Here is a 23314-nt window from a genome sequence, read left to right as displayed (position 1 = left end):
ATAATTAGTATGGATAACATTAAAATTGCCGTAATCGGTCTTGGTTACGTAGGGCTTCCTTTGGCTCGTTTGTTTTCAACAAAGTATAAAACTATTGGTTTTGATATGAATCAGTCACGGGTTGATTCATTGATGGGTGGACATGATTCAACAATGGAAGTTAGTGATGAATTATTGCAATCTGCAATAAAGGAAAATGGTTTCTTTTGTACGACGAAACTTGATGATATTAAAGATTGTAATTTTTATGTAGTAGCTGTCCCAACCCCTGTTGATATTAATAACCGTCCCGATTTGACTCCTTTAATTGGTGCAAGTACCACTGTTGGAAAAGTTTTATCTAAAGGAGATATTGTAGTCTATGAATCGACTGTCTATCCAGGTGTTACAGAAGAAGAATGTTTACCTGTTGTTGAAAAAGTTTCGGGATTGAAATATAATATTGATTTTTTTGCGGGCTATTCTCCGGAACGTATAAATCCGGGTGATAAGGAGCATACTGTTGAAAAAATTAAAAAGGTTACGTCTGGATCGACACCGGAAACAGCAGATATTGTAGATGCAGTATATAATTCTGTATTAGTAAATGGTACTCATAAGGCTCCTACTATAAAAGTGGCTGAAGCTTCAAAAATAATAGAGAATTCACAGCGTGATGTTAATATCGCTTTTATGAATGAATTGGCTAAGATATTTAATGCTATGGGCATTGATACCAATGATGTAATCGAAGCCGCTTCATCCAAATGGAATTTTATAAAGTTGAAACCGGGTCTTGTAGGAGGTCATTGCATCAGCGTAGATCCTTATTATCTAATTCAAAAAGCTCAAGTATATGGTGTATTGCCACGGATTATGTCTGCTGCTCGTAGACTGAATGACGGAATGGGAGATTATGTGGCTAATCAAGTAATCAAATTGATGAATAAAAAAGGAGTACTTGTAAAAGACTCAAAGATATTGATTCTTGGAATAACATTTAAAGAAAATTGTCCGGATATTCGAAATACAAAGATTGTTGATATATACTCTACTTTAAATGAATATTCAAGTAATATTGTTGTTTATGATCCATGGGCTGATAGCGAGAAAGTTTTTCGAGAATATGGTATTCGGGTGATAAATAATGATATAGATGATTTACAAGAAAAGTTTGATGCTGTTGTATTGGGAGTTGCTCATAGTCAGTTTAAGAATATAGATGTACGGCGATTTTTATCTCATGGGTATGGGGTGGTATATGATGTCAAGGGGGTGCTGGGCACTGAGGCAATTGACGGTCGCTTGTAAATTATGTTGTCTGTAATCTGTCCTGTTTACAATGAAGTAAAGTATATCGATGTTTGCATTCGGTCTATTTTACTTCAAGATTATTCCCAAAGGAATTTAGAAGTTCTATTTGTGGATGGGCTGAGTTCTGATGGGACTCGTGACATAATCAAAAGATATAGTGTTGAATATCCATTTATAAAACTGCTGGATAACCCCCATCGGATTGTTCCATTTGCTATGAATATTGGAATAGAGTCTGCTGTTGGAGACATCATTATGCGTTTAGATGCACATGCTTTATATCCCTCTAATTATTTTTCTACCCTTGTGAGTGAACTTAACAGACTTGGTGCGGATAATGTTGGAGCAGCTTGTCGAACAGATGTTTTGAATAAGACTTCTAAAACTTTGGCCATAAGGGAAGTTCTAAGTAATAAGTTTGGCGTGGGAAATTCGAGCTTTCGTTTGGGGGTCAGTAAAGTTATGGAAGTCGATACTGTTCCATTTGGTTGTTGGAAACGGAATGTTTTTGAGAAATATGGATATTATGATGTCCGTTTGATACGCAATCAGGATATTGAACTGAATAAGCGAATTATTCGTGGCGGAGGACATATTTATATTGTATCTGATACTTATTGTACATATTTGGCAAGGGAAACGTTCGGAGGTATCTCTCATAACAATTATTTGAATGGAAAGTGGAATGTTCTGACAGTGTATTATACTGGGCAGTTCGATTCTCTCTCTACGAGACATTTTATTCCTCTGTTGTTTGTTTTATCATTATTAATTCCGATATTATTATCTATCCTATATTTTCCGATCATTTTCCTTACACTATTTTCTCTATTTCTCTATTTGACCATGTTGGTTGGTATTTGTATTTCGCTTAGTCTGAATAAGGGATTGAACTTCTTTTATTTGTTAACTGCTTTTGTGGCATTGCATTTATCTTATGGTTGGGGATCCTTAATCGGAGTGCTTGAATTATTAGTAAAGAAAATTAATATTGAATTTTGTTGATGTGCTATTGAAATCTCTTTTTGACCATATCGTTGCCTTTCTCGGTCTCCTTTTTCTTTCTCCAGTTTTATTAGTAACAGCTATTCTTATTCGTGTTAAGATGCCTGGAGGTCCTGTTATATTCAAACAGAAAAGAGTTGGGCGGTATGGTAGATTATTTACCATGTATAAATTTCGTTCTATGACGGTTGGGCATTCCGGTAGTTCTGTTTCTGTAAAGGGAGAAAGCCGGATCACGCCATTGGGTGCCAAATTGAGAAAATATAAGATTGATGAACTTCCGGAACTGTGGAATGTACTGATAGGAGATATGAGTTTTGTCGGTCCTCGTCCTGATGTCCCGGGATATGCTGACAATCTACTGGGAGACGATAGGAGAATGTTGCTTTTAAAACCGGGTATTACCGGACCTGCCAGTTTGAAATATCGTAATGAAGAAGAATTGCTGGCGGGGCAGGATAATCCTCAAAAATATAATGATGAAGTTTTGTTTCCTGACAAAGTGCGAATAAATATAGAGTATTTGGATAACTGGTCATTTTGGAATGATATTAAAATCATCGTTTATACCGTTTTGGGAAAAGATATATAGAATTTTACTTTTCCTCTTGATTCCCTACTACGTAAGAAAATGAAATTATAATAAATAGTTTATTATGAACAAACGAATCTGGCTTTCGCTTGCTCACATGGGTGGCCGTGAGCAAGACTTTATAAAAGAGGCCTTTGATACGAACTGGGTAGTTCCTTTGGGACCTAACGTGGATGCTTTTGAGCAATCTTTGGCTGAATATTTGCATGAAGACCGCCATGTGGTGGCCTTGAGTGCTGGAACGGCTGCACTTCACTTGGGCTTGATTCTTCTGGATGTAAAACCCGGTGATGAAGTGATCTGCCAAAGTTTTACTTTTGCCGCCTCTGCCAATCCGATTTCTTATCTGGAGGCCAAACCTGTTTTTGTGGATAGTGAGAAAGATACCTGGAATATGGATCCGGTATTGCTTGAGGAGGCCATAAAGGACCGTTTGCGCAAGACGGGTAAGCTTCCGAAGGCTATTATCCCTGTTCACCTTTACGGTATGCCTGCCAAGATGGACGAGATCATGGATATTGCGGGTCGTTATGGTATTCCCGTATTGGAGGATGCCGCGGAGGCTTTGGGTTCGGAACTGAACGGACGGAAGTGTGGCACATTCGGTGAGTTGGCCGCACTCTCTTTCAACGGCAACAAGATGATTACCACTTCCGGGGGAGGTGCTCTGATCTGTCGTACGTCTGAGGAGGCCCGACAGACAAAGTTCTATGCGACGCAGGCTCGTGATGCCGCTCCGCATTATCAGCATACCCATATCGGCTACAATTACCGTATGAGCAACATCTGTGCGGGTATCGGCCGTGGGCAGATGTACGTTCTGGAAGATCATATTGCCCGTCGCCGTGCCATTCACTCTTTGTATGTTGATTTGCTGAAAGATGTTGTGGGTATTACGGTCATGGAGAACCCTGATTCACGGTTTGCTTCCAACTTTTGGCTGACTTGTATCCTGGTTGATCCGAATCTTGCGGGCAAGAGTCGTGAAGATATCCGTTTGAAGCTGGATGTCGAAAACATAGAGACTCGTCCTTTGTGGAAGCCGATGCATCTTCAGCCTGTGTTCACGGATGCTCCGTTTTACGGGAACGGTACGAGTGAGAGGTTGTTCGATATCGGTCTTTGCCTACCTTCGGGACCTACATTGACAGATGAAGATATCAGGAGGGTGGTAGATACTATTCAATCGGTATAGTTTACGTTAATCTACTTGCTGGTAAAAGGTTGTTTTTGTTAATTGAGATTCTGTTTTGGGGAACTATTCTTTTCTATCTTTGTTTTTAAAGAAAAACGTATAGAACACAATTTCCTCAATATCTATGTTGACATTTACCGATAACTTTGAGAATGATAAAGAGTTGATACTCCGTGATCATTTGGCACTTGAAAGAACAAAGTTGGCCAATGAAAGAACTTTGTTTGCATATATCCGCATGGCACTTTATCTCTTGACTGTAGGAATAGGGATCTTTCAAGTTGAAAGTATCTCACGTCTGCATGGGCTGGCGTGGGTGTGTATTATGGCCGGGATCATTTTATTCTTTTTAGGCTTTGTCCGCTTCGGGCAGATGAGAAAGCATCTGAAACAGTATACGAAAACATGTCGTGAGGCTGAGAGTAAGTCATTGCAGGAGAAGTAATCCCTGTTCTCAATCATCCAATCCGATTGGTTTGTTTTCGTGTATTTCTATGGTTTTAGTGGCTACCGCATATTCATCGGGAAAAATCTTACCACCCATTTCGTTTGCCCATGCTTTGGTGAACTCTGCGCCTGTATATATGATGATGGAAGAATAATAAATCCACGTAACGAAAACGACCATGAATGCTGCTGCTCCGTAAACGGTTCCTACGTTTGCAATCCCTATATAAAATGAGATTCCCCATTGACCTACCAGTAGCAGTAATGTGGTCACAATCGCTCCAATAAAAACATCTCTGCTTTTTATTTTGGCATCGGGCAATATTTTGAAAATCAATGTGAAAATGATGGCCGTTACACCTATATTTATAATGATTCCTACTACCTGAACCAATGACCCGGCTATTTCGGGATAATTAACCATAAACTTTTTACTCAATTCTCCGATGATGCTGGTGATGGTAAATGTAATCAGAAGGATGAAAGCAAATACAAGTATTATGGAAAAAGAGAGTATTCTGTTTTTGATAAACTTGAGCCAGCTTTTTTTAGGAACAGCTTTTATTCCCCAAATTGTGTTCAATGAACTTTGTATCTCTGCAAAGATGGTGGTAGCACCGAAAATAGAAATGCCTAAGCTGACAATGGCAGCAGATCTGGAAGAATCTGTATGTTCTGCATTTTCTATAATGGAGCGAAGTGCTTCGGTGATTTCCGGTCCTACAATGGGTTGTAACTGTACATAAAGCTGGTTGGCCAAATCCATATGGAAAAAGACTCCGACAGTGACCAGGAGAGAAAGAAAAGGGATAATTGAAAACAATGTCGCATAAGCCAATGAAGCGCTCAGCCTCATAACGCTGTCGTCTATAAATCCCCAAACTGTATCTTTTATTATTTTGAACAGTAGGGGTAAACTAAGCTTTTTCTTTCTCTCCGAATGAATTTCCATTTTAACTTTTCTTTATCCAAACGGCAATATTACGGGCATTAACAGAGAATTTTCCGTTTCCTTTCTCATCTAAAGTGACCTCTTCGGGAATGCTTCCGGTGATTTCATGCCATACTTCCCCTTTATGTTCCTCACCCGGATTCATCATTTTGCTACCGGCTTCATCATTTGACATTAAAAAGACCAGGCCGGAACCGGTGTGTTCTTTATCTCCCGTACGGATGAAACCAATGGTAGAAGGATGATCGAAATATTCGATCTGATCACCGTAGGCATATTTTCGCCTTGCATTCAGTAAAATATCAATGATCGGGGCATGGGGAGACTTTTCGCCTTTTACACCATAATAGTCTCCATAGAACAGGCAGGGATAACCGTTTTTCATCAATAATATCAAACCATAGGCCAGTGGCTTGAACCAGTTCTCTATTTGTGATTCTAACGAACTGCCCAATTGTGAATCGTGATTGTCGACAAAGGTGACTGCTAAATCGCAATGATGTTCGACCAATGTGCCCTTCAAGATATTCTGCAAATCATAATTTTTGCCTTCTTGTGAAGCCTGAAACATATTGTAATGTAACGGAACATCAAATAAGTTGACTTTATGGCCCACAGATTCTATGTATGCATCGAGTGTTTTCAGATCTCCGTTCCAGTATTCACCTACAGCGTAAAAGTTGTTTCCTCTTTCACTCCTTACCGCATCCAGAAATTGTGCGATGAACTTATCCTTCATGTGCTTGATGGCATCCAAACGCATTCCGTCAAGGTTCAGTTCTTTGGAAACCCATTTTCCCCAGCGATTCAGTTCGGCAATTACTTCCGGATGATCCAGATCGATATCGTTACATAGCAGGAAATCATAGTTTCCATTTTCGCTATCTACACCCTCGCTCCATGCTTTGCCTTCTCCTTGTATCTGGAAGATGCCGCTCCGCTTTTTGGCATCGTCAAAACCGGTTCCGGAGAAGTGATACCAATGCCATTTGAAATCAGAATATTTATCCTTGCGTCCATGGAAACTATATCCGGTCCAGCTTTGTATCTCGAACGGCTTTCCCAATCCTTGGGTTCTGTCATGGGGATCGACTTCCACAACCATAAATTTTTCAGTGAAATCACCTCCGGCTTTATGGTTGAGTACTACATCCAGATATACTGAAATATGGTTTTTATGTAACTCGTCGATCGCTTCTTTCAATTCATCTTTTGTGCCATACTTCGTTCTTACGGTTCCTTTTTGTTCGAACTCGCCAAGATCATACAAGTCATAGGTTGCATAACCTTCATCTTGCTGCTCGTCGGCTTTATAAGCAGGCGGAATCCAAACTGCTGTCACACCGATTTTATGTAGATGTGATGCGTCTTCTTTTAATTGTTTCCACAACTTTCCATCGTTAGGCAGATTCCATTCAAAATACTGCATCATTACGCCATTTTCCATCATCTTAATGCATTTAATTATCAGCAAATAACAAAAAAAACGGCATAAGGTTCCTTTGTATTTGCAAAAAAGCACTTTGGGCTATTTTGCTTTAAAAAGCTATCTGATGTTGACGGTGGCGTGATTATGACTTTCTGTGGCTAAGCTTGTGTGCTGGTGGCGTTATTTATCTTTCCGTCATATCCCCATTTCACGTAGACGGCTCCCCAGGCAAATCCGGCTCCGAAAGCGGTAAAGATCAAATTATCACCTTTTTTGAGCTTATCTTCGAAATCCCATATACATAATGGAAGTGTGCCGGCACTGGTGTTGCCATAGTGTTCGATATTGATCATGACTTTTTCTAATGGCATATCCAGGCGTTGGGCGACAGCATTGATAATGCGTTGATTGGCCTGGTGGGGAATAACCCAGTCGATTTGGTCTTTCGTTAGCTGATTTCTTTCGATAATCGATTCACAAGCATCTGACATATTGGCTACAGCATATTTGAATACTGTACGGCCTTCCTGATAAAGATAGTGCATGTGATTGTCTATCGTAAAATAAGAAGGAGAACATACGGAGCCGCCGGCTTTCATATGTAAAAAAGGGAGTCCTTTGCCGTCTGTTCTTAAAACAGAATCTATAATGCCTAAATGATCCGTAGTAGGTTCCAGTAAGAAAGCTGCTGCACCATCACCAAAAATAGGACAAGTGGCGCGATCGGTGTAATCTATCACCGATGACATCTTATCGGCACCAACTATGATAACCTTTTTGTATCTTCCCGAACGGATAAAGTTGGCTCCGGTCTCCAGAGCATATAAGAAACCACTGCATACTGCCTGCATATCAAAGGCGAATGCATTTTTCAATCCCACTCTTTCACACAGAATGGAAGCTGTTGAAGGAAGCCGATAATCGGGAGTGGTTGTAGCGACAATTACCAGATCGATGTCATCCGGATGGCTTTTTGTACGTTGCATCAATTGCTTCACAGCCTTACGTGCCATGTATGAAGTGCCAAGACCTTCTTCATTCAGAATACGTCTTTCCTTGATGCCGATACGCCCCATGATCCATTCATCGGTGGTATCTACAATTCTGGATATCTCATCATTAGTCAGGATGTAATCGGGTACATATCCTCCAACTCCTGTAATTACTGCATTGATTTGTTTCATTAACTTTGTCTAAATAAGTAAGTTCTTAAGTGGGGGAAGTATAAAATGACTCCGAAAACTTACGACTTTTCGGAATTGCATCTAAAATACCGGGCGCAAATATACAGAAAAGAAAGACTTATTCTATATTTTGTAATCTAAATGCATTGATTTTCGTAGTGAGATTAGGATAAGTTATAATACTGAAAATAGAATTAGGGAAATGATAGAGAAAAGGAGAGGTGTTTTTTGTTTAAAAAAGGAAGAAATAATCTATTCTGATTTATACAATAAAAAACTCCTGCAATCATATGACTGCAGGAGTTTGTCAATATAGAATGGCTTAAATTACTTTGCCAAAGCCTGAGCTACGTCAACTGCACAAGCTACTGTACAACCTACCATCGGGTTGTTACCAATTCCTAAGAATCCCATCATTTCTACGTGAGCAGGAACTGAGGATGAACCGGCGAACTGAGCGTCTGAGTGCATACGACCCATAGTATCTGTCATACCATAAGAAGCAGGACCAGCAGCCATGTTGTCCGGATGAAGAGTACGACCTGTACCACCACCTGAAGCTACTGAGAAGTATGGCTTACCGGCCAATACACGTTCTTTCTTGTAAGTACCTGCAACCGGGTGCTGGAAACGAGTCGGGTTAGTAGAGTTACCTGTGATAGATACGTCCACGCCTTCTTTCCACATGATGGCTACACCTTCACGTACATCATCTGCACCATAGCATTTTACTTTTGCACGAGGACCGTCAGAGTAAGCAATTTCACGTACTACTTTCAGTTCGCCTGTGAAATAGTCAAACTGTGTCTGAACATAAGTAAAGCCGTTGATACGAGAGATGATCTGAGCAGCGTCTTTTCCAAGACCGTTCAAGATACAACGCAGAGGTTCTTTACGTACTTTGTCTGCTTTTGCAGCGATTTTGATAGCACCTTCGGCAGCAGCGAAAGATTCGTGACCTGCCAGGAAAGCGAAACATTTAGTTTCTTCACGCAACAACATAGCAGCCAGGTTACCATGACCGATACCAACTTTACGGTCGTCGGCTACAGAACCCGGGATACAGAATGCCTGCAGACCGATGCCGATAGCTTCGGCAGCGTCAGCTGCATTTTTGCAACCTTTCTTGATAGCGATAGCAGCACCTACTACGTAAGCCCACTTAGCATTTTCAAAACAGATCGGTTGAGTTTCTTCACACGTTTTATAAGGATCAACTCCAGCAGCTTCGCAGATAGCGTTAGCTTCTTCGATGTCTTTGATACCGTTAGCGTTCAAGGCTTCGATGATGCCTTTGATACGGCGGTCCTGACTTTCAAATTTTACTTCTCTAATCATAATTTCTTTTCCTCCTTATATTATTCGTGACGTGGATCAATGTGTTTAACAGCTCCCTGTTCTGCAGTGAAGCGTCCGTAAGTACCGGTAACTTTCTTCAATGCTTCATTCGCATCAGTACCCTTCTTGATTTCGTCCATGAATTTACCCATGTGGACGAATTCGTATCCGCAGATTTCATCGTTTTTGTCAAGAGCAATTGTCTTGATGTAACCTTCTGCCATTTCAAGGTAACGAGGACCTTTAGCCAAAGTACCGTACAATGTACCTACCTGGCTACGCAGACCTTTACCCAAGTCTTCCAGACCTGCACCGATGATCAGACCACCTTCTGAGAAAGCTGACTGAGTACGTCCGTAAACGATCTGCAGGAAGAGTTCGCGCATAGCAGTGTTGATGGCATCACAAACTAAGTCTGTGTTCAATGCTTCGAGGATAGTTTTTCCCGGGAGGATTTCAGCAGCCATAGCAGCTGAGTGAGTCATACCTGAACAGCCGATAGTTTCAACCAGAGCTTCCTGGATGATACCTTCTTTTACGTTCAGAGTCAGCTTACATGCACCCTGCTGAGGAGCACACCAACCCACACCGTGTGTCAGACCTGAAATATCAACAATTTCTTTTGATTTTACCCATTTTCCTTCTTCGGGTATGGGAGCCGGTCCATGGTTAGGACCCTTCTTTACAACACACATGTGTTCCACTTCGTGTGAATAAGTCATAATTAGCTCTTTTTTTAAGTGATATAATTAAAAATACGTAGTCACGATTCTCAAATCGCTCACAAAGGTAGTCGTTTTATTTGTTTTTGCAAATCGGGTTTTATTACTTTTTTATGAAAAGAGAAAAATAGAAATTTCGGTTTCGTTAGATTGTAATGTGGAGATGACATTTTAGATAATCTTTATTTTGTTGAACTATTACTCTGATTCTTTGTTTCTTTTGAGAAAAATTGATCGGTTATGAATTTGAATGAAGTAGATATACATTATTTAATAGCAGCCATTTGTGTGATAACTTCTGCATTGGTGTTTTACACAATAGGAGTGTGGGGAGAGCGGTTGCAGAAGAAACTGAAATTTTGGCATCTGGTCTTTTTCTTATTGGGGCTATTGGCTGATTCTGTGGGAACAGCTTTAATGGAGAATATTGCGCGACTCACACACCTGCATGATGAAATACATACTGTGACCGGCATTATCGCTATCTTGTTGATGTTTGTTCACGCTATGTGGGCTATCTGGACGTATGTGAAGGGGAGTGAAAGGGCTAAAGAACATTTCAATCGTTTCAGTATTGTGGTGTGGTGCATTTGGTTGATACCCTACTGTATAGGCGTATATCTTGGTATGTCGTTGCATCATTGAAAATAACCTTATTAGAGAAAGTAATAAAGCTTCATCTCAGCCGCTAAGATGAAGAATTATCCCGTAAGAGAACCATTGAAGAGCTCAAGGGATATATCCCAAAGCGATTGGGGAGTTTTTAATTATGGGCTTTAAAAATAGGACAGTTTCTAAAAAACTCTTCAAAAAGCCTTTCTGAACCATATTTTTCCGTATTTTTGTTTCCTGATATTTATAAATGTAGAATTCACCTTATTATATATAGTGGAAATGATAGAAGTTACGGATGCCTCCTTGCAAAAAGCTGCGGGCGAGGGAATGGATGAATTTATTCAGGTGTTTACAGATAAGTATAAAGAAGTGATTGGCGGGGAGCTTACTGCCGAAACAATGCCACTATTGACAGGAGAGCAGCACTCTTTGTTGGCCTATCAGATTTTTCGGGATGAAGTCATGTTTGGTGGTTTTTGTCAATTGATTCAGAATGGGTATGGAGGTTATATCTTTGATAATCCTTTTGCAAAAGTGATGCGTTTGTGGGGAGCCGAGGATTTCTCGAAGTTGGTTTATAAAGCTAAGAAAATATACGATGCTCATCGCCAGGATCTGGAGAAAGAGCGTACGGAGGATGAATTTATGGCGATGTACGAGCAATATGAGGCCTTTGATGATCTTGAAGAAGAATATCTGGATATTGAGGAGGAGGTTACAGCACTGGTAGCAAGCTATGTAGACGATCATTTGGAGTTGTTTGCAAAAATAGTTAAGTGATGGATGCAGTATTTTTTAAGTCTCTGCATTTACTTATTGTGAATTAGAATTTATATCTTTGCAAACTCTAAAAAATAGATTTATGAAACAATTGAAATTAATGGTGTTGGCCTTAACCCTGTTGATGGGTACTATGTTTACTTCATGTATGGATTCCGGAGAAAACGGTCCTCAGCAGTGGGCTGGTGTGGTGAAAGTGAATGATAGAGTGGGTTATGTTACGTTTATAGATGCCGCCGGTACGGAACTTATACCCACTAACACGGTTCCTGTTACATTGAGTGCAAGAATGGCCTATATTTATTGTCAGGTTGATGAAGGTCAGGACCTCTCGACAAATCCTAAACAGATTAAGGTTACACTTTTAGCAGATCCGACTGGAATCGATGCTCCTGCAGTTACTACTACGGCTGTCGGTGGTTCGGGAGATGTGACTACTAATGCACCAATTGGTTCATTGAGTTTTGCATCAGGATATTCAACGGTAGCCCCATTCCAGTTTAGTGAAAATACAATTGTATTGCCGGTACTTTACCGTGTGAAAAATGTAAGTACTCCGGAAGATATTAAGAATGAACTCGCTAAACATTCTTTTACTCTGGTTTGCTATACAGATGATATTACTTTAGGTGCTACAGAACTGAAACTCCATTTGCGTTATGCTGTTAATGATGAAACTACTGCTATAGTAGAACGTGCGACACGTACTTCCAGCTTTAAAGCTTATGATATCACTGAATTTTTGAGGGAATATAAGCAGAAGAGTGGACAAGATAAACCAGCCAAAATTATTGTGGTGGCACAGCAGAATGAATACAACAATAAAATAGAAGATTCTTCTACTACAGTGAAGGAGTATGAAATAGAATACAAAACCGCTAAATAATTTGAATTACAAAGCATTATTTCAAATAGCAATGTCATTGATTTCCTCTCCGGCCAAGGCTTGGGAGGAAATTCGTTTAGAGGATAGGCGGGCAGTTCTTACTGTTTTTGTCTATCCTATGATTGGTTTATGCGGTTTATCCGTATTCATTGGTGCTTTGTGGACCAATGGATGGGGAGGACCGCAAAGTTTTCAATTGGCCATGACGCAGTGTTGTGCAGTGGCGGTAGCTTTGTTCGGAGGCTATTTTCTGGCAGCTTATGCCATCAATCAGATGGGGATAAAAATGTTTGGCATGTCCAATGATATCCCTTTGGCACAGCAGTTTGCAGGCTATGCATTAGTTGTCACCTTTTTGTTGCATATAGTGACCGGATTGCTTCCGGATTTCAGTATTATCGGTTGGTTGCTCCAGTTTTATATCGTTTATGTGGTATGGGAAGGAGCAAGAGTCGTGATGCTGGTGGAAGAAAAGAATCGGTTGCGTTACACCATTTTCTCGTCGATTTTGTTAATACTATGTCCGGCGGTAATACAAGTTGTGTTCAACAAGCTAACAGCTATATTAAATTAAGAAAATAAAATGAAACTGGCTCCTATAAATATAAAGAATAAACGTGCTACTTTCGACTATGAGTTGATCGATACTTATACAGCAGGTATTGTGCTGACAGGAACGGAGATTAAGTCCATCCGTTTGGGAAAAGCAAGTCTTGTAGATACGTTTTGTTATTTTGCGAAAGGTGAATTGTGGGTGAAGAACATGCACATTGCCGAATATTTTTATGGTTCGTATAATAACCATGCGGCCCGACGTGACCGTAAATTGTTACTGAGCAAAAAGGAGCTGAATAAGTTGGAACGAGGGACGAAAGACGCCGGATTTACCATTGTCCCGGTTCGTTTGTTTATTAATGAAAGAGGTCTGGCCAAAGTAGTTGTGGCTTTGGCAAAAGGTAAAAAGCAATATGACAAGCGGGAGGCTTTGAAAGAAAAAGACGACCGTCGCGATATGGACAGAATGTTTAAACGATGATAGGTTTGTACCTTTAGCAATGAAAAGAACTATTCAACAGCTGGTACCCGAACGTATCCTTATATTGGATGGAGCTATGGGTACTATGATTCAGCAATATAATCTTAGAGAAGAGGATTTCCGCAGTGAGCGCTTTGCGCATATTCCCGGTCAACTGAAAGGGAATAATGATTTACTTTGTCTCACACGCCCTGACGTGGTTCAGGATATACACCGTAAATATCTGGAAGCCGGTGCCGATATCATTGAGACGAATACATTTAGTTCCACCACAATTTCTATGGCCGATTATCATGTACAGGAGTATGTGCGTGAAATCAATCAGACGGCTGTGAAGCTGGCACGAGAAGTAGCCGATGAATATACGGCACTCAATCCCGATAAACCTCGTTTTGTGGCCGGTTCGGTTGGTCCTACCAATAAAACATGTTCCATGTCTCCGGATGTGAATAATCCGGCCTATCGTGCCGTGACTTATGATGAAATGGCCGATGCTTATCAACAGCAAATGGAAGCGATGCTTGAAAGTGGGGTAGATGCTTTGTTGATAGAAACTATTTTTGATACGCTGAATGCAAAAGCTGCTATTCTGGCAGCGGAGCGTGCTATGCAGGCAACCGGGCTTAAAGTACCGGTTATGTTGTCGGTGACGGTTTCTGATACAGGGGGGCGTACTCTTTCCGGCCAGACACTGGAAGCTTTTTTGGCTTCGGTACAACATGCCGATATTTTTTCTGTCGGTCTGAACTGTTCATTTGGTGCAAAGCAATTGAAGCCGTTTTTGGAGCAACTGGCCGCACGTGCTCCTTACTATATCAGTGCATATCCGAATGCAGGTTTGCCTAACAGTCTGGGAAAATATGACCAGACCCCGGCGGATATGGCACATGAAGTAAAAGAATATATCCATGAAGGTTTGATTAATATTATCGGCGGATGCTGTGGTACTACCGATGCTTATATTGCCGAATATCCCGCGTTGATTGCCGGTGCCAAACCGCATGTTCCGGCTCGTAGGCCGGATTGTATGTGGCTTTCGGGATTGGAACTGCTGGAAGTAAAGCCTGAAATTAACTTTGTCAACGTTGGTGAACGTTGCAATGTAGCGGGTTCCCGTAAGTTCCTCCGTCTTATAAATGAAAAGAAATACGATGAAGCATTGTCTATAGCCCGGCAGCAGGTGGAAGACGGGGCGCTGATTATCGATGTCAATATGGATGACGGACTGCTGGATGCGAAAGAAGAGATGACAACTTTCCTGAATCTGGTGGCTTCGGAACCTGAAATAGCTCGTGTCCCTGTGATGATCGATTCTTCAAAATGGGAGGTTATCGAGGCCGGCTTGAAGTGTCTCCAGGGAAAATCAATTGTGAATTCCATTTCGTTGAAAGAAGGAGAGGAAAAATTCCTTGAACACGCTCAAACAGTTCGTCAGTATGGCGCGGCTGTAGTAGTGATGGCCTTTGACGAAAAAGGACAGGCTGATACGGCTGCCCGTAAAATAGAAGTTTGTGAACGTGCTTATCGTTTACTTGTAGATAAGATTGGGTTTAACCCGCACGATATCATTTTCGATCCGAACGTGCTGGCTGTAGCAACAGGTATTGAGGAACATAATAATTATGCGGTAGACTTTATAGAAGCAACTGCCTGGATTAAAAAGAATCTTCCCGGAGCACATATCAGCGGAGGAGTAAGTAACTTATCGTTCTCATTCCGTGGAAATAATTATATTCGTGAAGCTATGCATGCCGTATTCCTTTACCATGCCATTCAGAAAGGTATGGATATGGGGATTGTAAACCCTGGTACTTCTGTGCTGTATACGGATATTCCGGCGGATGTGCTTGAGAGAATAGAGGATGTGGTATTGAACCGGCGTCCTGATGCTGCCGAACGATTGATTGAATTGGCTGATAATTTGAAGGAGGCTTCGGCAGGTAATGCTTCAGCAGGACAACCGGTGAAGCATGATGCCTGGCGGGACGGGACGGTAGAAGAACGGTTGCAATATGCTTTGGTAAAGGGGATCGGAGATTTTCTGGAAGAAGATCTTGCAGAAGCCTTGCCACAATACGATAAGGCGGTAGATGTGATTGAGGGACCGTTGATGGATGGAATGAATCATGTAGGCGAGTTGTTCGGTGAAGGTAAAATGTTCCTTCCGCAAGTGGTAAAAACAGCCCGTACGATGAAGAAAGCCGTTGCAATCTTACAACCGGTCATAGAGTCGGAAAAGGTGGAAGGGACCTCTTCTGCCGGAAAGGTTCTGTTGGCTACAGTGAAGGGAGATGTGCATGATATCGGTAAAAATATTGTTTCGGTTGTGATGGCTTGTAACGGCTATGATATCATTGACTTGGGAGTGATGGTGCCGGCTGAATCGATTGTCCAAAAAGCCATAGAGGAAAAGGTAGATATGATAGGCCTTAGTGGATTGATTACTCCTTCGTTGGAGGAGATGGTGCATGTGGCTATGGAGTTGGAGAAAGCCGGACTGGATATTCCATTATTAATAGGTGGAGCAACCACATCCAAACTACATACTGCACTGAAAATTGCTCCGGTATATCATGCACCGGTGGTTCATCTGAAAGATGCTTCACAGAATGCCGGTGTCGCTGCCCGGTTGATGAGTCCGAAATTGAAAGAAGAACTGGCGCAGGAGCTGTCTGGTGAATATCAGGTACTCCGTGATAAGAGTGGTCTGATGAAGCGGGAAACTGTTTCATTGAAAGAAGCTCAAGAAAAAAGGTTGAAACTATTTTGATAAAAAAGAATCTATGGGAACAAAGAAAGTGATTTATGCATGGGCGATTGGATTGCTTTGGATGATTTCATTCGCTGCTTGTTCATCTTCTTCCCCAAAAGAAGTCCCGTCAGCATCCAATGCTGCTTTGGATAATATTTTTGCGCGTAAGAGTGTACGTGCTTATCTGGATAAGGAAGTAGAGAAAGAGAAAATAGACTTGATGTTACGTGCCGGTATGGCTGCTCCGTCAGGAAAAGACCTTCGTCCCTGGGAGTTTGTGCTGGTCACTGATCGGGTTGCTCTCGATTCTATGGCTTCTGCATTGCCTTATGCAAAGATGTTGACTCAGGCTCGTTATGCCATTGTTGTATGTGGTGATGTAGCCCGTTCTTCTTATTGGTATCTGGATTGTTCGGCTGCTGCGCAGAATATTCTGTTAGCTGCTGAGGCTCAGGGATTGGGTGCAGTATGGACAGCTGCTTATCCTTATGAAGACCGCATCCGGGTTGTCCGCAAGTATACGGAGCTTCCGGGAAACATAGTGCCCTTATGTGTGATTCCTTTCGGGTATCCGGCTGCTCTGCAGGAACCTAAGCAGAAATACGATGAGAAGAAGGTTCATTACGAGAAATATTAAACCGTAAATTGATTTTTCTGAAAGCTGCCCTGATAAAAAGAGGCGGCTTTTTTTATTTTTGTTCCTTTTCTTTTTTATAAATTCTGCATTTTGTTTTTCCATTTCAATAAATTCCTTACATTTGCACCAATATTAATCGAAATCTAATACAAGAATGTTTGGAATAAGCGACTCTCTTATCATTTTGCCATATCTGCTTTCGGTAGTATGTGTGCTTTTTGCTGCCTGGTTTGGTCTTAAATATTGGAATAAAGACGACGAAAAAGATAAAACACGATGAATACATTTACACTTGGACTGATTGTGATAGCTTATCTGCTATCATTGGCTTATCTTGGTTTTTTAGGTTATAAAAAGACAACTTCCGCCAGTGATTATCTGGTAGGGGGACGACAGATGAATCCATTTGTCATGGCACTTTCTTATGGTGCTACTTTCATATCTGCTTCTGCCATTGTCGGTTTTGGTGGGGTGGCTGCTGCCTTCGGTATGGGTATTCAGTGGCTTTGTTTTCTGAATATGTTTATCGGGGTGGTGATTGCGTTTATCTTTTTCGGCCTCCGGACACGCAGGATGGGAGCCAGACTGAATGTTAGTACATTTCCACAATTGTTGGGCAGGCATTATCGTTCACGGGGGATACAGGTGTTTGTGGCCGCAGTTATTTTTCTTGGAATGCCTTTGTATGCGGCAGTGGTAATGAAGGGAGGAGCAGTTTTTATCGAACAGATTTTTCAGATTGATTTTAATGTCTCGCTTTTGATATTCACCCTGGTAATAGCGGCCTATGTGATAGCTGGAGGAATGAAGGGTGTGATGTATACGGATGCTTTGCAGGCGGTTATTATGTTTGGCTGTATGCTGTTCTTGCTTTTTTCATTGTATCGGGTACTGGATATGGGCTTTACGGAAGCTAATCAGGCGCTGACAGATATTGCTCCTTTGGTTCCGGAGAAATTCAAAGCGTTAGGACATCAGGGATGGACTGCCATGCCTGTTACCGGTTCACCTCAATGGTATACATTGGTCACTTCTTTGATTCTGGGAGTTGGGATCGGTTGTCTTGCTCAACCTCAACTGGTGGTTCGTTTTATGACTGTAGAGAGTAGTAAACAACTGAACCGGGGAGTCCTTATCGGATGTTTTTTCCTGATTATCACCGTAGGTGCTATTTATCATGCAGGGGCACTAAGTAATCTTTTCTTTCTTAAAACCGAAGGTGTAGTGGCTACAGAAGCAGTCAAAGATATGGATAAAATTATTCCATACTTTATAAATAAAGCAATGCCGGACTGGTTTGCCGCACTTTTCATGCTTTGCATTCTTTCTGCCAGTATGTCTACACTGAGTTCACAGTTCCATACGATGGGTGCCTCGGTCGGTTCTGATATTTATGGTACTTACAAGCCTCGTTCACGTGGCAAACTGACTAATGTAATTCGTCTGGGAGTGCTGTTTTCAATATTAGTGAGTTATATCATTTGTTATATGTTGCCCAATGATATTATTGCCCGTGGAACTTCTATTTTTATGGGTATCTGTGCAGCAGCTTTCCTTCCCGCATATTTTTGTGCCTTATATTGGAAACGCGCTACCCGGCAGGGAGTGATGGCAAGCCTTTGGATAGGAACTATAGGAAGCTTATTTGCTTTAGCCTTTCTTCATCAGAAAGAAGCGGCAGCTATGGGGGTATGCAGATGGATTTTCGGTAAGGATGTGTTGATTGAAACCTATCCTTTTCCGATGATAGATCCTATATTGTTTGCATTACCATTGTCAGTGGTAGCTGTTATCATTATAAGTTTGCTGACAGGAAAAGGAAAAAAATAGAAATGCGTTGTCAAGAGTCTGCAATTTTTTTGATTGCAGACTTTAGAAGCATTTCAGCTTTTTATTTTTTTCTTGTACGATTCGTACCTCGAATTGATATCTCTCACAAAATTATATGTTTCTATTCCACGAAAATATCCGTTTTTACACACCGGATCGGTGAAGTACTCTTCATTGCTTTTCAGTAGGATGTAATTTTCTACATTATCGGTCCATACCGTTTTATTTTTGCCATATTTATCTGCCAGTGCAATAGCGTCAAAAATATGTCCCAATCCGGCATTATATGAAGCGAGGATAAATTTAATCCGCTCCTGTTTATCCGGAACTATACTCAGACTACGGTCTGTGGCTGCAATATATTTTACGGCAGCTTTGATACTTTCTTCCGGATTTTGTTCTTTTCCCGGTGGGACTCCCATTGCACGTGCGGTAGCAGGCATTAATTGCATCAATCCCTTTGCTCCCGCCCATGATACGGCAGTAGTATCGAAATTGGATTCTGTATAAGCTAAAGATGCCAGCAGGCGCCAGTCCCAGCCAATCTCTTTGGCGTATTTTTTGAATAAGTTATCGTAGTGAGAGATTTTGCCTTCTTTTAGGGACAAGATGGGAGAGTGGGGCATTGCTTTACTGATTTCGAAATATCTTTTCATACTGGCTGTATACGCAGGTGAGGTCATATTTTCTTTATGCCATTTGTTTGCTGCTTCTGCCAGTTGCGGGCAATCTTTACGCACTGCCCATGCAGCCCGTTGGTCAAAACTGATAGAAAGGCCGGTATTCAGATTGGGATAATAAGTAGCATTCAGTTTGGCTACATCATTATCCGCAACTGTATAGGGGATTTTACCTTGTGCAACCTGAGTTATCAGATCTTCAGCGGTAATGCTGTCATTAGTTACTTTATGAATATGAATACCCCCGCCAAGCTCTTTATTCAGATTGACCAACCGCTCGTAATATTTGCCAGGTTTCACGTATATATCTTTGCCGATCAATTCGGTTACATCCTTCAGTGGTTTTATTTTTCCGGTGTTTCGTTGAACAATCACCTGGTGGGTGATCACTTCTTCACCGCAATAAATCAGACTGTCTTTTAATTCTTTGGTAATTGGAATATTATATGCGATAAGATCTCCTTCACCATTCAGCAATTTCCGGATTAATTCCGGTACATTCTTGGCAACCTCTATGCGTAATTTTACGCCTAAATTTTTAGCGAATTGTTCACTGAGCTCATACTGGAAACCCATGTCTTGCCCACGGTAAATGAAATAAGATGTTGAACTGTAAAGAGTGAGAACGACGAGTTCGCCACTATCTTTGATTTGCTCCAGATCGTGTGCCGAGGTATCTTCTGTAACGATTACCTGCTTATTACGGCAGGACAGTATACAGAAGAGCAGGAAAAAGAGAAAGTAAACTACGAGGTGCCGTTTCATGACTAACCGATGTGTTTTTTGATGTACATGGTCAATATATCGATAGCTACTTGATTGCTTCCCCCTTCAGGGACAATCAGGTCGGCATAACGCTTACAAGGTTCGATGAACTGCAAATGCATGGGTTTCAGGACGCGTGTGTATCGCTCCATTACAGCTTCTGCCGTACGGCCCCGTTCCACTACATCACGTTGGATGACGCGTATCAGCCGTTCATCCGGATCGGCATCGACGAATATTTTCAGGTCCATCATATTACGCAGTTTTTTGTCGCATAGGGCCAGGATACCTTCGATAATGACAACTTCACGTGGCTTAATATGTATTGTTTCGGGCTGACGGGTACAGGTCAGATAGGAATAGGTGGGCTGCTCAATGCACTTGCCTTCTTTCAGCATGGAAACATGTTTAGACAAAAGGCTCCACTCAAAAGCATCCGGATGATCAAAATTGATGTTCTGCCGTTCCTCCACCGGCACATGACTGCTGTCTTTATAGTATGAATCCTGTGGCAGTAATACTACTTCGCCAGCCGGCAGACTCTCAATGATTTTCCGTACGACGGTGGTCTTTCCTGAGCCTGTTCCGCCTGCTATTCCTATTATTAACATCCTTTTATAGTGTATATTTGAAACAAATAGAGTAATTTTGCAACTGTAAAAAACAACTTTGGCTGACAAATATAAAAACAAATAATTAAAATAACAACGTAATGGTAAAACACATTGTATTATTTAAGTTAAGAGACGATGTTTCTGTAGAAAAGAAACTCGTTGTGATGAATAGTTTTAAAGAGGCTATCGAAGCATTGCCTGCTAAAATCTCTGTGATCCGTAAGATTGAGGTCGGGCTGAATATGAACCCGGGGGAAACCTGGAATATTGCGTTGTATAGTGAATTTGATAATCTGGATGATGTAAAGTTCTACGCTACCCATCCCGAACATGTGGCTGCCGGTAAAATTCTGGCGGAAACGAAAGAGAGCCGGGCGTGTGTAGATTATGAATTTTAGTTATAAAAAATGATAGCTATTTAAGATTTGCCGAAAACTCAAACCCGGAAATTTGGATAGCTGTTATATTTTTAGAAACATCATAAACAATTTAAAGAATGAAAAAATTATCCTCTTTTCTGCTTTTACTGCTGGTTGTGTTTACGGCACAGGCGCAGATACAAGAGCCTGTAAAGTTTAAAACAGAGCTGAAAACCCTGTCGGGAGCTGAAGCGGAAATCGTTTTTACTGGTACGATTGATGCCGGTTGGCACGTATATTCTACCGATCTGGGTGATGGCGGCCCTATCTCTGCAACTTTTAATGTAGAGAAGATATCAGGTGCCGAAGTGGTTGGTAAATTGGCCCCGAGGGGAAAAGAAGTTTCGAGCTTTGACAAACTGTTCGAAATGAAAGTGCGTTATTTTGAAAAGACGGCCCAGTTCGTACAAAAGATAAAGTTTACCGGCAGTGATTATTCGATTGAAGGTTATCTGGAGTACGGAGCTTGTAACGATGAGAATTGCCTGCCTCCTACACAAGTCCCTTTCAAACTTTCGGGTAAGGCGGTTGCGACCTCTGCAGCTTCGGTAAAAGAGACTCCTGCAGCATCGGTTGAAGAGCCTGTCGCATCAGTTTCTGATAGTATTATAGAACCGGTAGCTACTGCTGTAACTTCTGCTGTAGGCAGCATTGATTTATGGAAGCCGGTTATTAATGATTTGAAGAAGTTCGGAGAAGCAAATTCTCAGGAAGATATGTCCTGGATCTATATCTTTATTACAGGATTCCTGGGAGGTTTGCTGGCCTTGTTTACTCCTTGTGTATGGCCTATTATACCGATGACGGTAAGCTTCTTTTTAAAAAGGAGCAAAGATAAAAAGAAAGGTATCCGTGATGCATGGACTTATGGTGCATCTATCGTTGTGATCTATGTGGCATTGGGACTTGCCATTACTTTGATATTCGGTGCCAGTGCGTTGAATGCTCTTTCTACCAATGCGGTCTTCAATATTCTGTTCTGTCTGATGTTGATCGTATTTGCCGCCTCTTTCTTTGGAGCTTTCGAACTGACACTTCCTGCAAAATGGAGTACGGCTGTAGATAGTAAAGCAGAAGCTACCAGCGGATTACTGAGTATTTTCTTGATGGCATTTACATTATCGCTTGTATCTTTCTCTTGTACAGGCCCTATTATCGGATTCCTGTTAGTACAGGTTTCTACTACCGGCAGCGTAGTTGCTCCTGCGATTGGTATGCTCGGTTTTGCCATTGCGCTGGCTCTGCCGTTCACTTTATTCGCCTTATTCCCGTCTTGGCTGAAATCAATGCCTAAGTCAGGAGGCTGGATGAATGTGATTAAAGTAACATTGGGCTTTTTGGAATTGGCTTTTGCTCTAAAATTCCTGTCTGTTGCCGATTTGGCATATGGATGGAGAATTCTGGATCGTGAAACTTTCCTTGCTTTGTGGATTGTGATTTTTGCTTTGCTTGGTTTTTATCTGTTAGGCAAGATCAAGTTTCCACACGATGACGATGATACGAAAGTGAGCGTTCCTCGTTTTTTCATGGCACTGATCTCTTTGGCTTTTGCCATTTATATGATTCCGGGCCTGTGGGGAGCACCTTTGAAGGCTGTCAGTGCGTTTGCACCACCTATGAAGACTCAGGACTTTAATCTTTATACCAATGAGGTACATGCTAAGTTCGACGATTATGACTTGGGTATGGAATATGCCCGCCAGCATAACAAACCGGTGATGCTCGATTTTACAGGATATGGTTGTGTGAACTGTCGTAAGATGGAGCTTGCCGTATGGACTGATCCGAAGGTAAGTAGCATTATCAATAATGATTATGTATTGATTACCCTTTATGTTGATAACAAGACTCCACTTACCGAACCGGTGAAGATTACAGAGAATGGAACAGAACGTACTCTGCGTACGGTAGGTGATAAATGGAGTTATCTGCAGCGTGTGAAATTTGGTGCCAATGCCCAGCCTTTTTATGTTCTGATTGATAATGAAGGTAAGCCGCTGAACAAGTCATATGCTTATGATGAAGATATATCCAAGTATATAGACTTCTTGCAGACCGGACTTGAGAACTACCGGAAAGAAAAATAAATAGTGTGTTCAATGAATGAAAAGAAAGGCTGCCTTCGCATAAAGCGGGGCAGCCT

23 protein-coding genes are annotated in these 23314 nt (G+C 41.4%); 16 read left to right on the top strand and 7 right to left on the bottom strand.

Annotation, left to right across the window (positions count from 1 at the left end; all coding sequences use genetic code 11):
• Positions 1–9 precede the first annotated feature (9 nt).
• The 5 genes from G7Y45_RS16830 to G7Y45_RS16810 all read left to right on the top strand — a co-directional run bounded on the left by G7Y45_RS16830 (position 10) and on the right by G7Y45_RS16810 (position 4530).
• Positions 10–1290, top strand: coding sequence for a nucleotide sugar dehydrogenase (locus G7Y45_RS16830; protein ID WP_032593747.1), 1281 nt, complete (start codon positions 10–12; stop codon positions 1288–1290).
• 3 nt (positions 1291–1293) lie between these two features.
• On the top strand, positions 1294–2298 hold the full coding sequence (locus G7Y45_RS16825) for a glycosyltransferase family 2 protein (RefSeq protein ID WP_101603339.1): 1005 nt from the start codon (positions 1294–1296) through the stop codon (positions 2296–2298).
• 1 nt (position 2299) lies between these two features.
• Positions 2300–2890, top strand: coding sequence for a sugar transferase (locus G7Y45_RS16820; protein ID WP_165015945.1), 591 nt, complete (start codon positions 2300–2302; stop codon positions 2888–2890).
• Between the two features lie 64 nt (positions 2891–2954).
• On the top strand, positions 2955–4085 hold the full coding sequence (locus tag G7Y45_RS16815) for a DegT/DnrJ/EryC1/StrS aminotransferase family protein (protein WP_165015734.1): 1131 nt from the start codon (positions 2955–2957) through the stop codon (positions 4083–4085).
• 124 nt (positions 4086–4209) lie between these two features.
• Positions 4210–4530, top strand: a complete 321-nt coding sequence (locus G7Y45_RS16810) for a DUF202 domain-containing protein (RefSeq protein ID WP_005780368.1) — start codon at positions 4210–4212, stop codon at positions 4528–4530.
• 9 nt (positions 4531–4539) lie between these two features.
• On the opposite strand, the gene G7Y45_RS16805 is transcribed toward G7Y45_RS16810, so the two are convergent.
• The 5 genes from G7Y45_RS16805 to G7Y45_RS16785 all read right to left on the bottom strand — a co-directional run bounded on the left by G7Y45_RS16805 (position 4540) and on the right by G7Y45_RS16785 (position 10157).
• Complete coding sequence (locus tag G7Y45_RS16805) at positions 4540–5484, bottom strand: YihY/virulence factor BrkB family protein (protein ID WP_032540754.1); 945 nt, start codon at positions 5482–5484, stop codon at positions 4540–4542.
• 1 nt (position 5485) lies between these two features.
• Positions 5486–6931 carry an alpha-amylase gene (locus tag G7Y45_RS16800; RefSeq protein ID WP_032540783.1) on the bottom strand — a complete coding sequence of 482 codons (1446 nt, stop codon included), beginning with the start codon at positions 6929–6931 and terminating at the stop codon, positions 5486–5488.
• 140 nt (positions 6932–7071) lie between these two features.
• Positions 7072–8097: a beta-ketoacyl-ACP synthase III gene (locus G7Y45_RS16795; protein ID WP_032531336.1), complete on the bottom strand. Its 1026-nt coding sequence runs from the start codon at positions 8095–8097 to the stop codon at positions 7072–7074.
• A 327-nt stretch (positions 8098–8424) separates the two neighbouring features.
• Complete coding sequence (locus tag G7Y45_RS16790) at positions 8425–9435, bottom strand: GGGtGRT protein (RefSeq protein ID WP_005780364.1); 1011 nt, start codon at positions 9433–9435, stop codon at positions 8425–8427.
• A gap of 20 nt (positions 9436–9455) precedes the next feature.
• On the bottom strand, positions 9456–10157 hold the full coding sequence (locus tag G7Y45_RS16785) for an iron-sulfur cluster assembly scaffold protein (RefSeq protein WP_005780363.1): 702 nt from the start codon (positions 10155–10157) through the stop codon (positions 9456–9458).
• 240 nt (positions 10158–10397) lie between these two features.
• Between G7Y45_RS16785 and G7Y45_RS16780 the strand changes: the two genes are divergently transcribed.
• The 9 genes from G7Y45_RS16780 (at position 10398) to G7Y45_RS16745 (ending at position 18693) form a co-directional block, all read left to right on the top strand.
• Positions 10398–10802: an HsmA family protein gene (locus G7Y45_RS16780; protein ID WP_165015737.1), complete on the top strand. Its 405-nt coding sequence runs from the start codon at positions 10398–10400 to the stop codon at positions 10800–10802.
• Between the two features lie 249 nt (positions 10803–11051).
• Positions 11052–11552, top strand: a complete 501-nt coding sequence (locus G7Y45_RS16775) for a DMP19 family protein (protein ID WP_005780361.1) — start codon at positions 11052–11054, stop codon at positions 11550–11552.
• An 82-nt stretch (positions 11553–11634) separates the two neighbouring features.
• Positions 11635–12438: a hypothetical protein gene (locus G7Y45_RS16770; RefSeq protein ID WP_165015740.1), complete on the top strand. Its 804-nt coding sequence runs from the start codon at positions 11635–11637 to the stop codon at positions 12436–12438.
• Between the two features lie 31 nt (positions 12439–12469).
• The gene (locus G7Y45_RS16765; protein ID WP_005780359.1) at positions 12470–13012 is read left to right on the top strand and encodes a Yip1 family protein; all 543 of its coding nucleotides are present in this window, start codon (positions 12470–12472) and stop codon (positions 13010–13012) included.
• A gap of 9 nt (positions 13013–13021) precedes the next feature.
• On the top strand, positions 13022–13474 hold the full coding sequence (smpB, locus tag G7Y45_RS16760) for an SsrA-binding protein (RefSeq protein WP_005780358.1): 453 nt from the start codon (positions 13022–13024) through the stop codon (positions 13472–13474).
• 19 nt (positions 13475–13493) lie between these two features.
• Positions 13494–16244, top strand: coding sequence for a methionine synthase (gene metH / locus G7Y45_RS16755; RefSeq protein WP_022012482.1), 2751 nt, complete (start codon positions 13494–13496; stop codon positions 16242–16244).
• 13 nt (positions 16245–16257) lie between these two features.
• Positions 16258–16863 (top strand): nitroreductase family protein, encoded by a 606-nt coding sequence (locus G7Y45_RS16750; RefSeq protein ID WP_032535755.1) that lies wholly within the window; start codon positions 16258–16260, stop codon positions 16861–16863.
• Positions 16864–17017: 154 nt separating this feature from the next.
• Positions 17018–17143 carry a symporter small accessory protein gene (locus G7Y45_RS20165; protein WP_005780350.1) on the top strand — a complete coding sequence of 42 codons (126 nt, stop codon included), beginning with the start codon at positions 17018–17020 and terminating at the stop codon, positions 17141–17143.
• Positions 17140–18693: a sodium:solute symporter gene (locus G7Y45_RS16745; RefSeq protein WP_032540757.1), complete on the top strand. Its 1554-nt coding sequence runs from the start codon at positions 17140–17142 to the stop codon at positions 18691–18693. The genes G7Y45_RS20165 and G7Y45_RS16745 overlap by 4 nt, the downstream gene beginning before the upstream one ends.
• 53 nt (positions 18694–18746) lie before the next feature.
• Here G7Y45_RS16745 and G7Y45_RS16740 read toward each other — a convergent pair whose 3' ends face one another.
• Complete coding sequence (locus tag G7Y45_RS16740; RefSeq protein ID WP_165015743.1) at positions 18747–20138, bottom strand: transglycosylase SLT domain-containing protein; 1392 nt, start codon at positions 20136–20138, stop codon at positions 18747–18749.
• A gap of 2 nt (positions 20139–20140) precedes the next feature.
• Positions 20141–20749 (bottom strand): uridine kinase, encoded by a 609-nt coding sequence (gene udk / locus G7Y45_RS16735; RefSeq protein ID WP_005807461.1) that lies wholly within the window; start codon positions 20747–20749, stop codon positions 20141–20143.
• Positions 20750–20850: 101 nt separating this feature from the next.
• Here udk and G7Y45_RS16730 point away from each other — a divergent pair, with 101 nt between their 5' ends.
• Positions 20851–21150: a Dabb family protein gene (locus G7Y45_RS16730; RefSeq protein ID WP_005780342.1), complete on the top strand. Its 300-nt coding sequence runs from the start codon at positions 20851–20853 to the stop codon at positions 21148–21150.
• A gap of 98 nt (positions 21151–21248) precedes the next feature.
• Complete coding sequence (locus tag G7Y45_RS16725; RefSeq protein ID WP_165015746.1) at positions 21249–23258, top strand: cytochrome c biogenesis protein CcdA; 2010 nt, start codon at positions 21249–21251, stop codon at positions 23256–23258.
• The last annotated feature ends 56 nt before the right edge of the window (positions 23259–23314 follow it).

Source organism: Bacteroides sp. ZJ-18 (assembly GCF_011038705.2).
GTDB classification, from domain to species: domain Bacteria; phylum Bacteroidota; class Bacteroidia; order Bacteroidales; family Bacteroidaceae; genus Bacteroides; species Bacteroides hominis.
The sequence above is the reverse complement of the archived record's forward strand: the minus strand, read 5'-3'. Positions and strand labels throughout refer to the sequence as shown.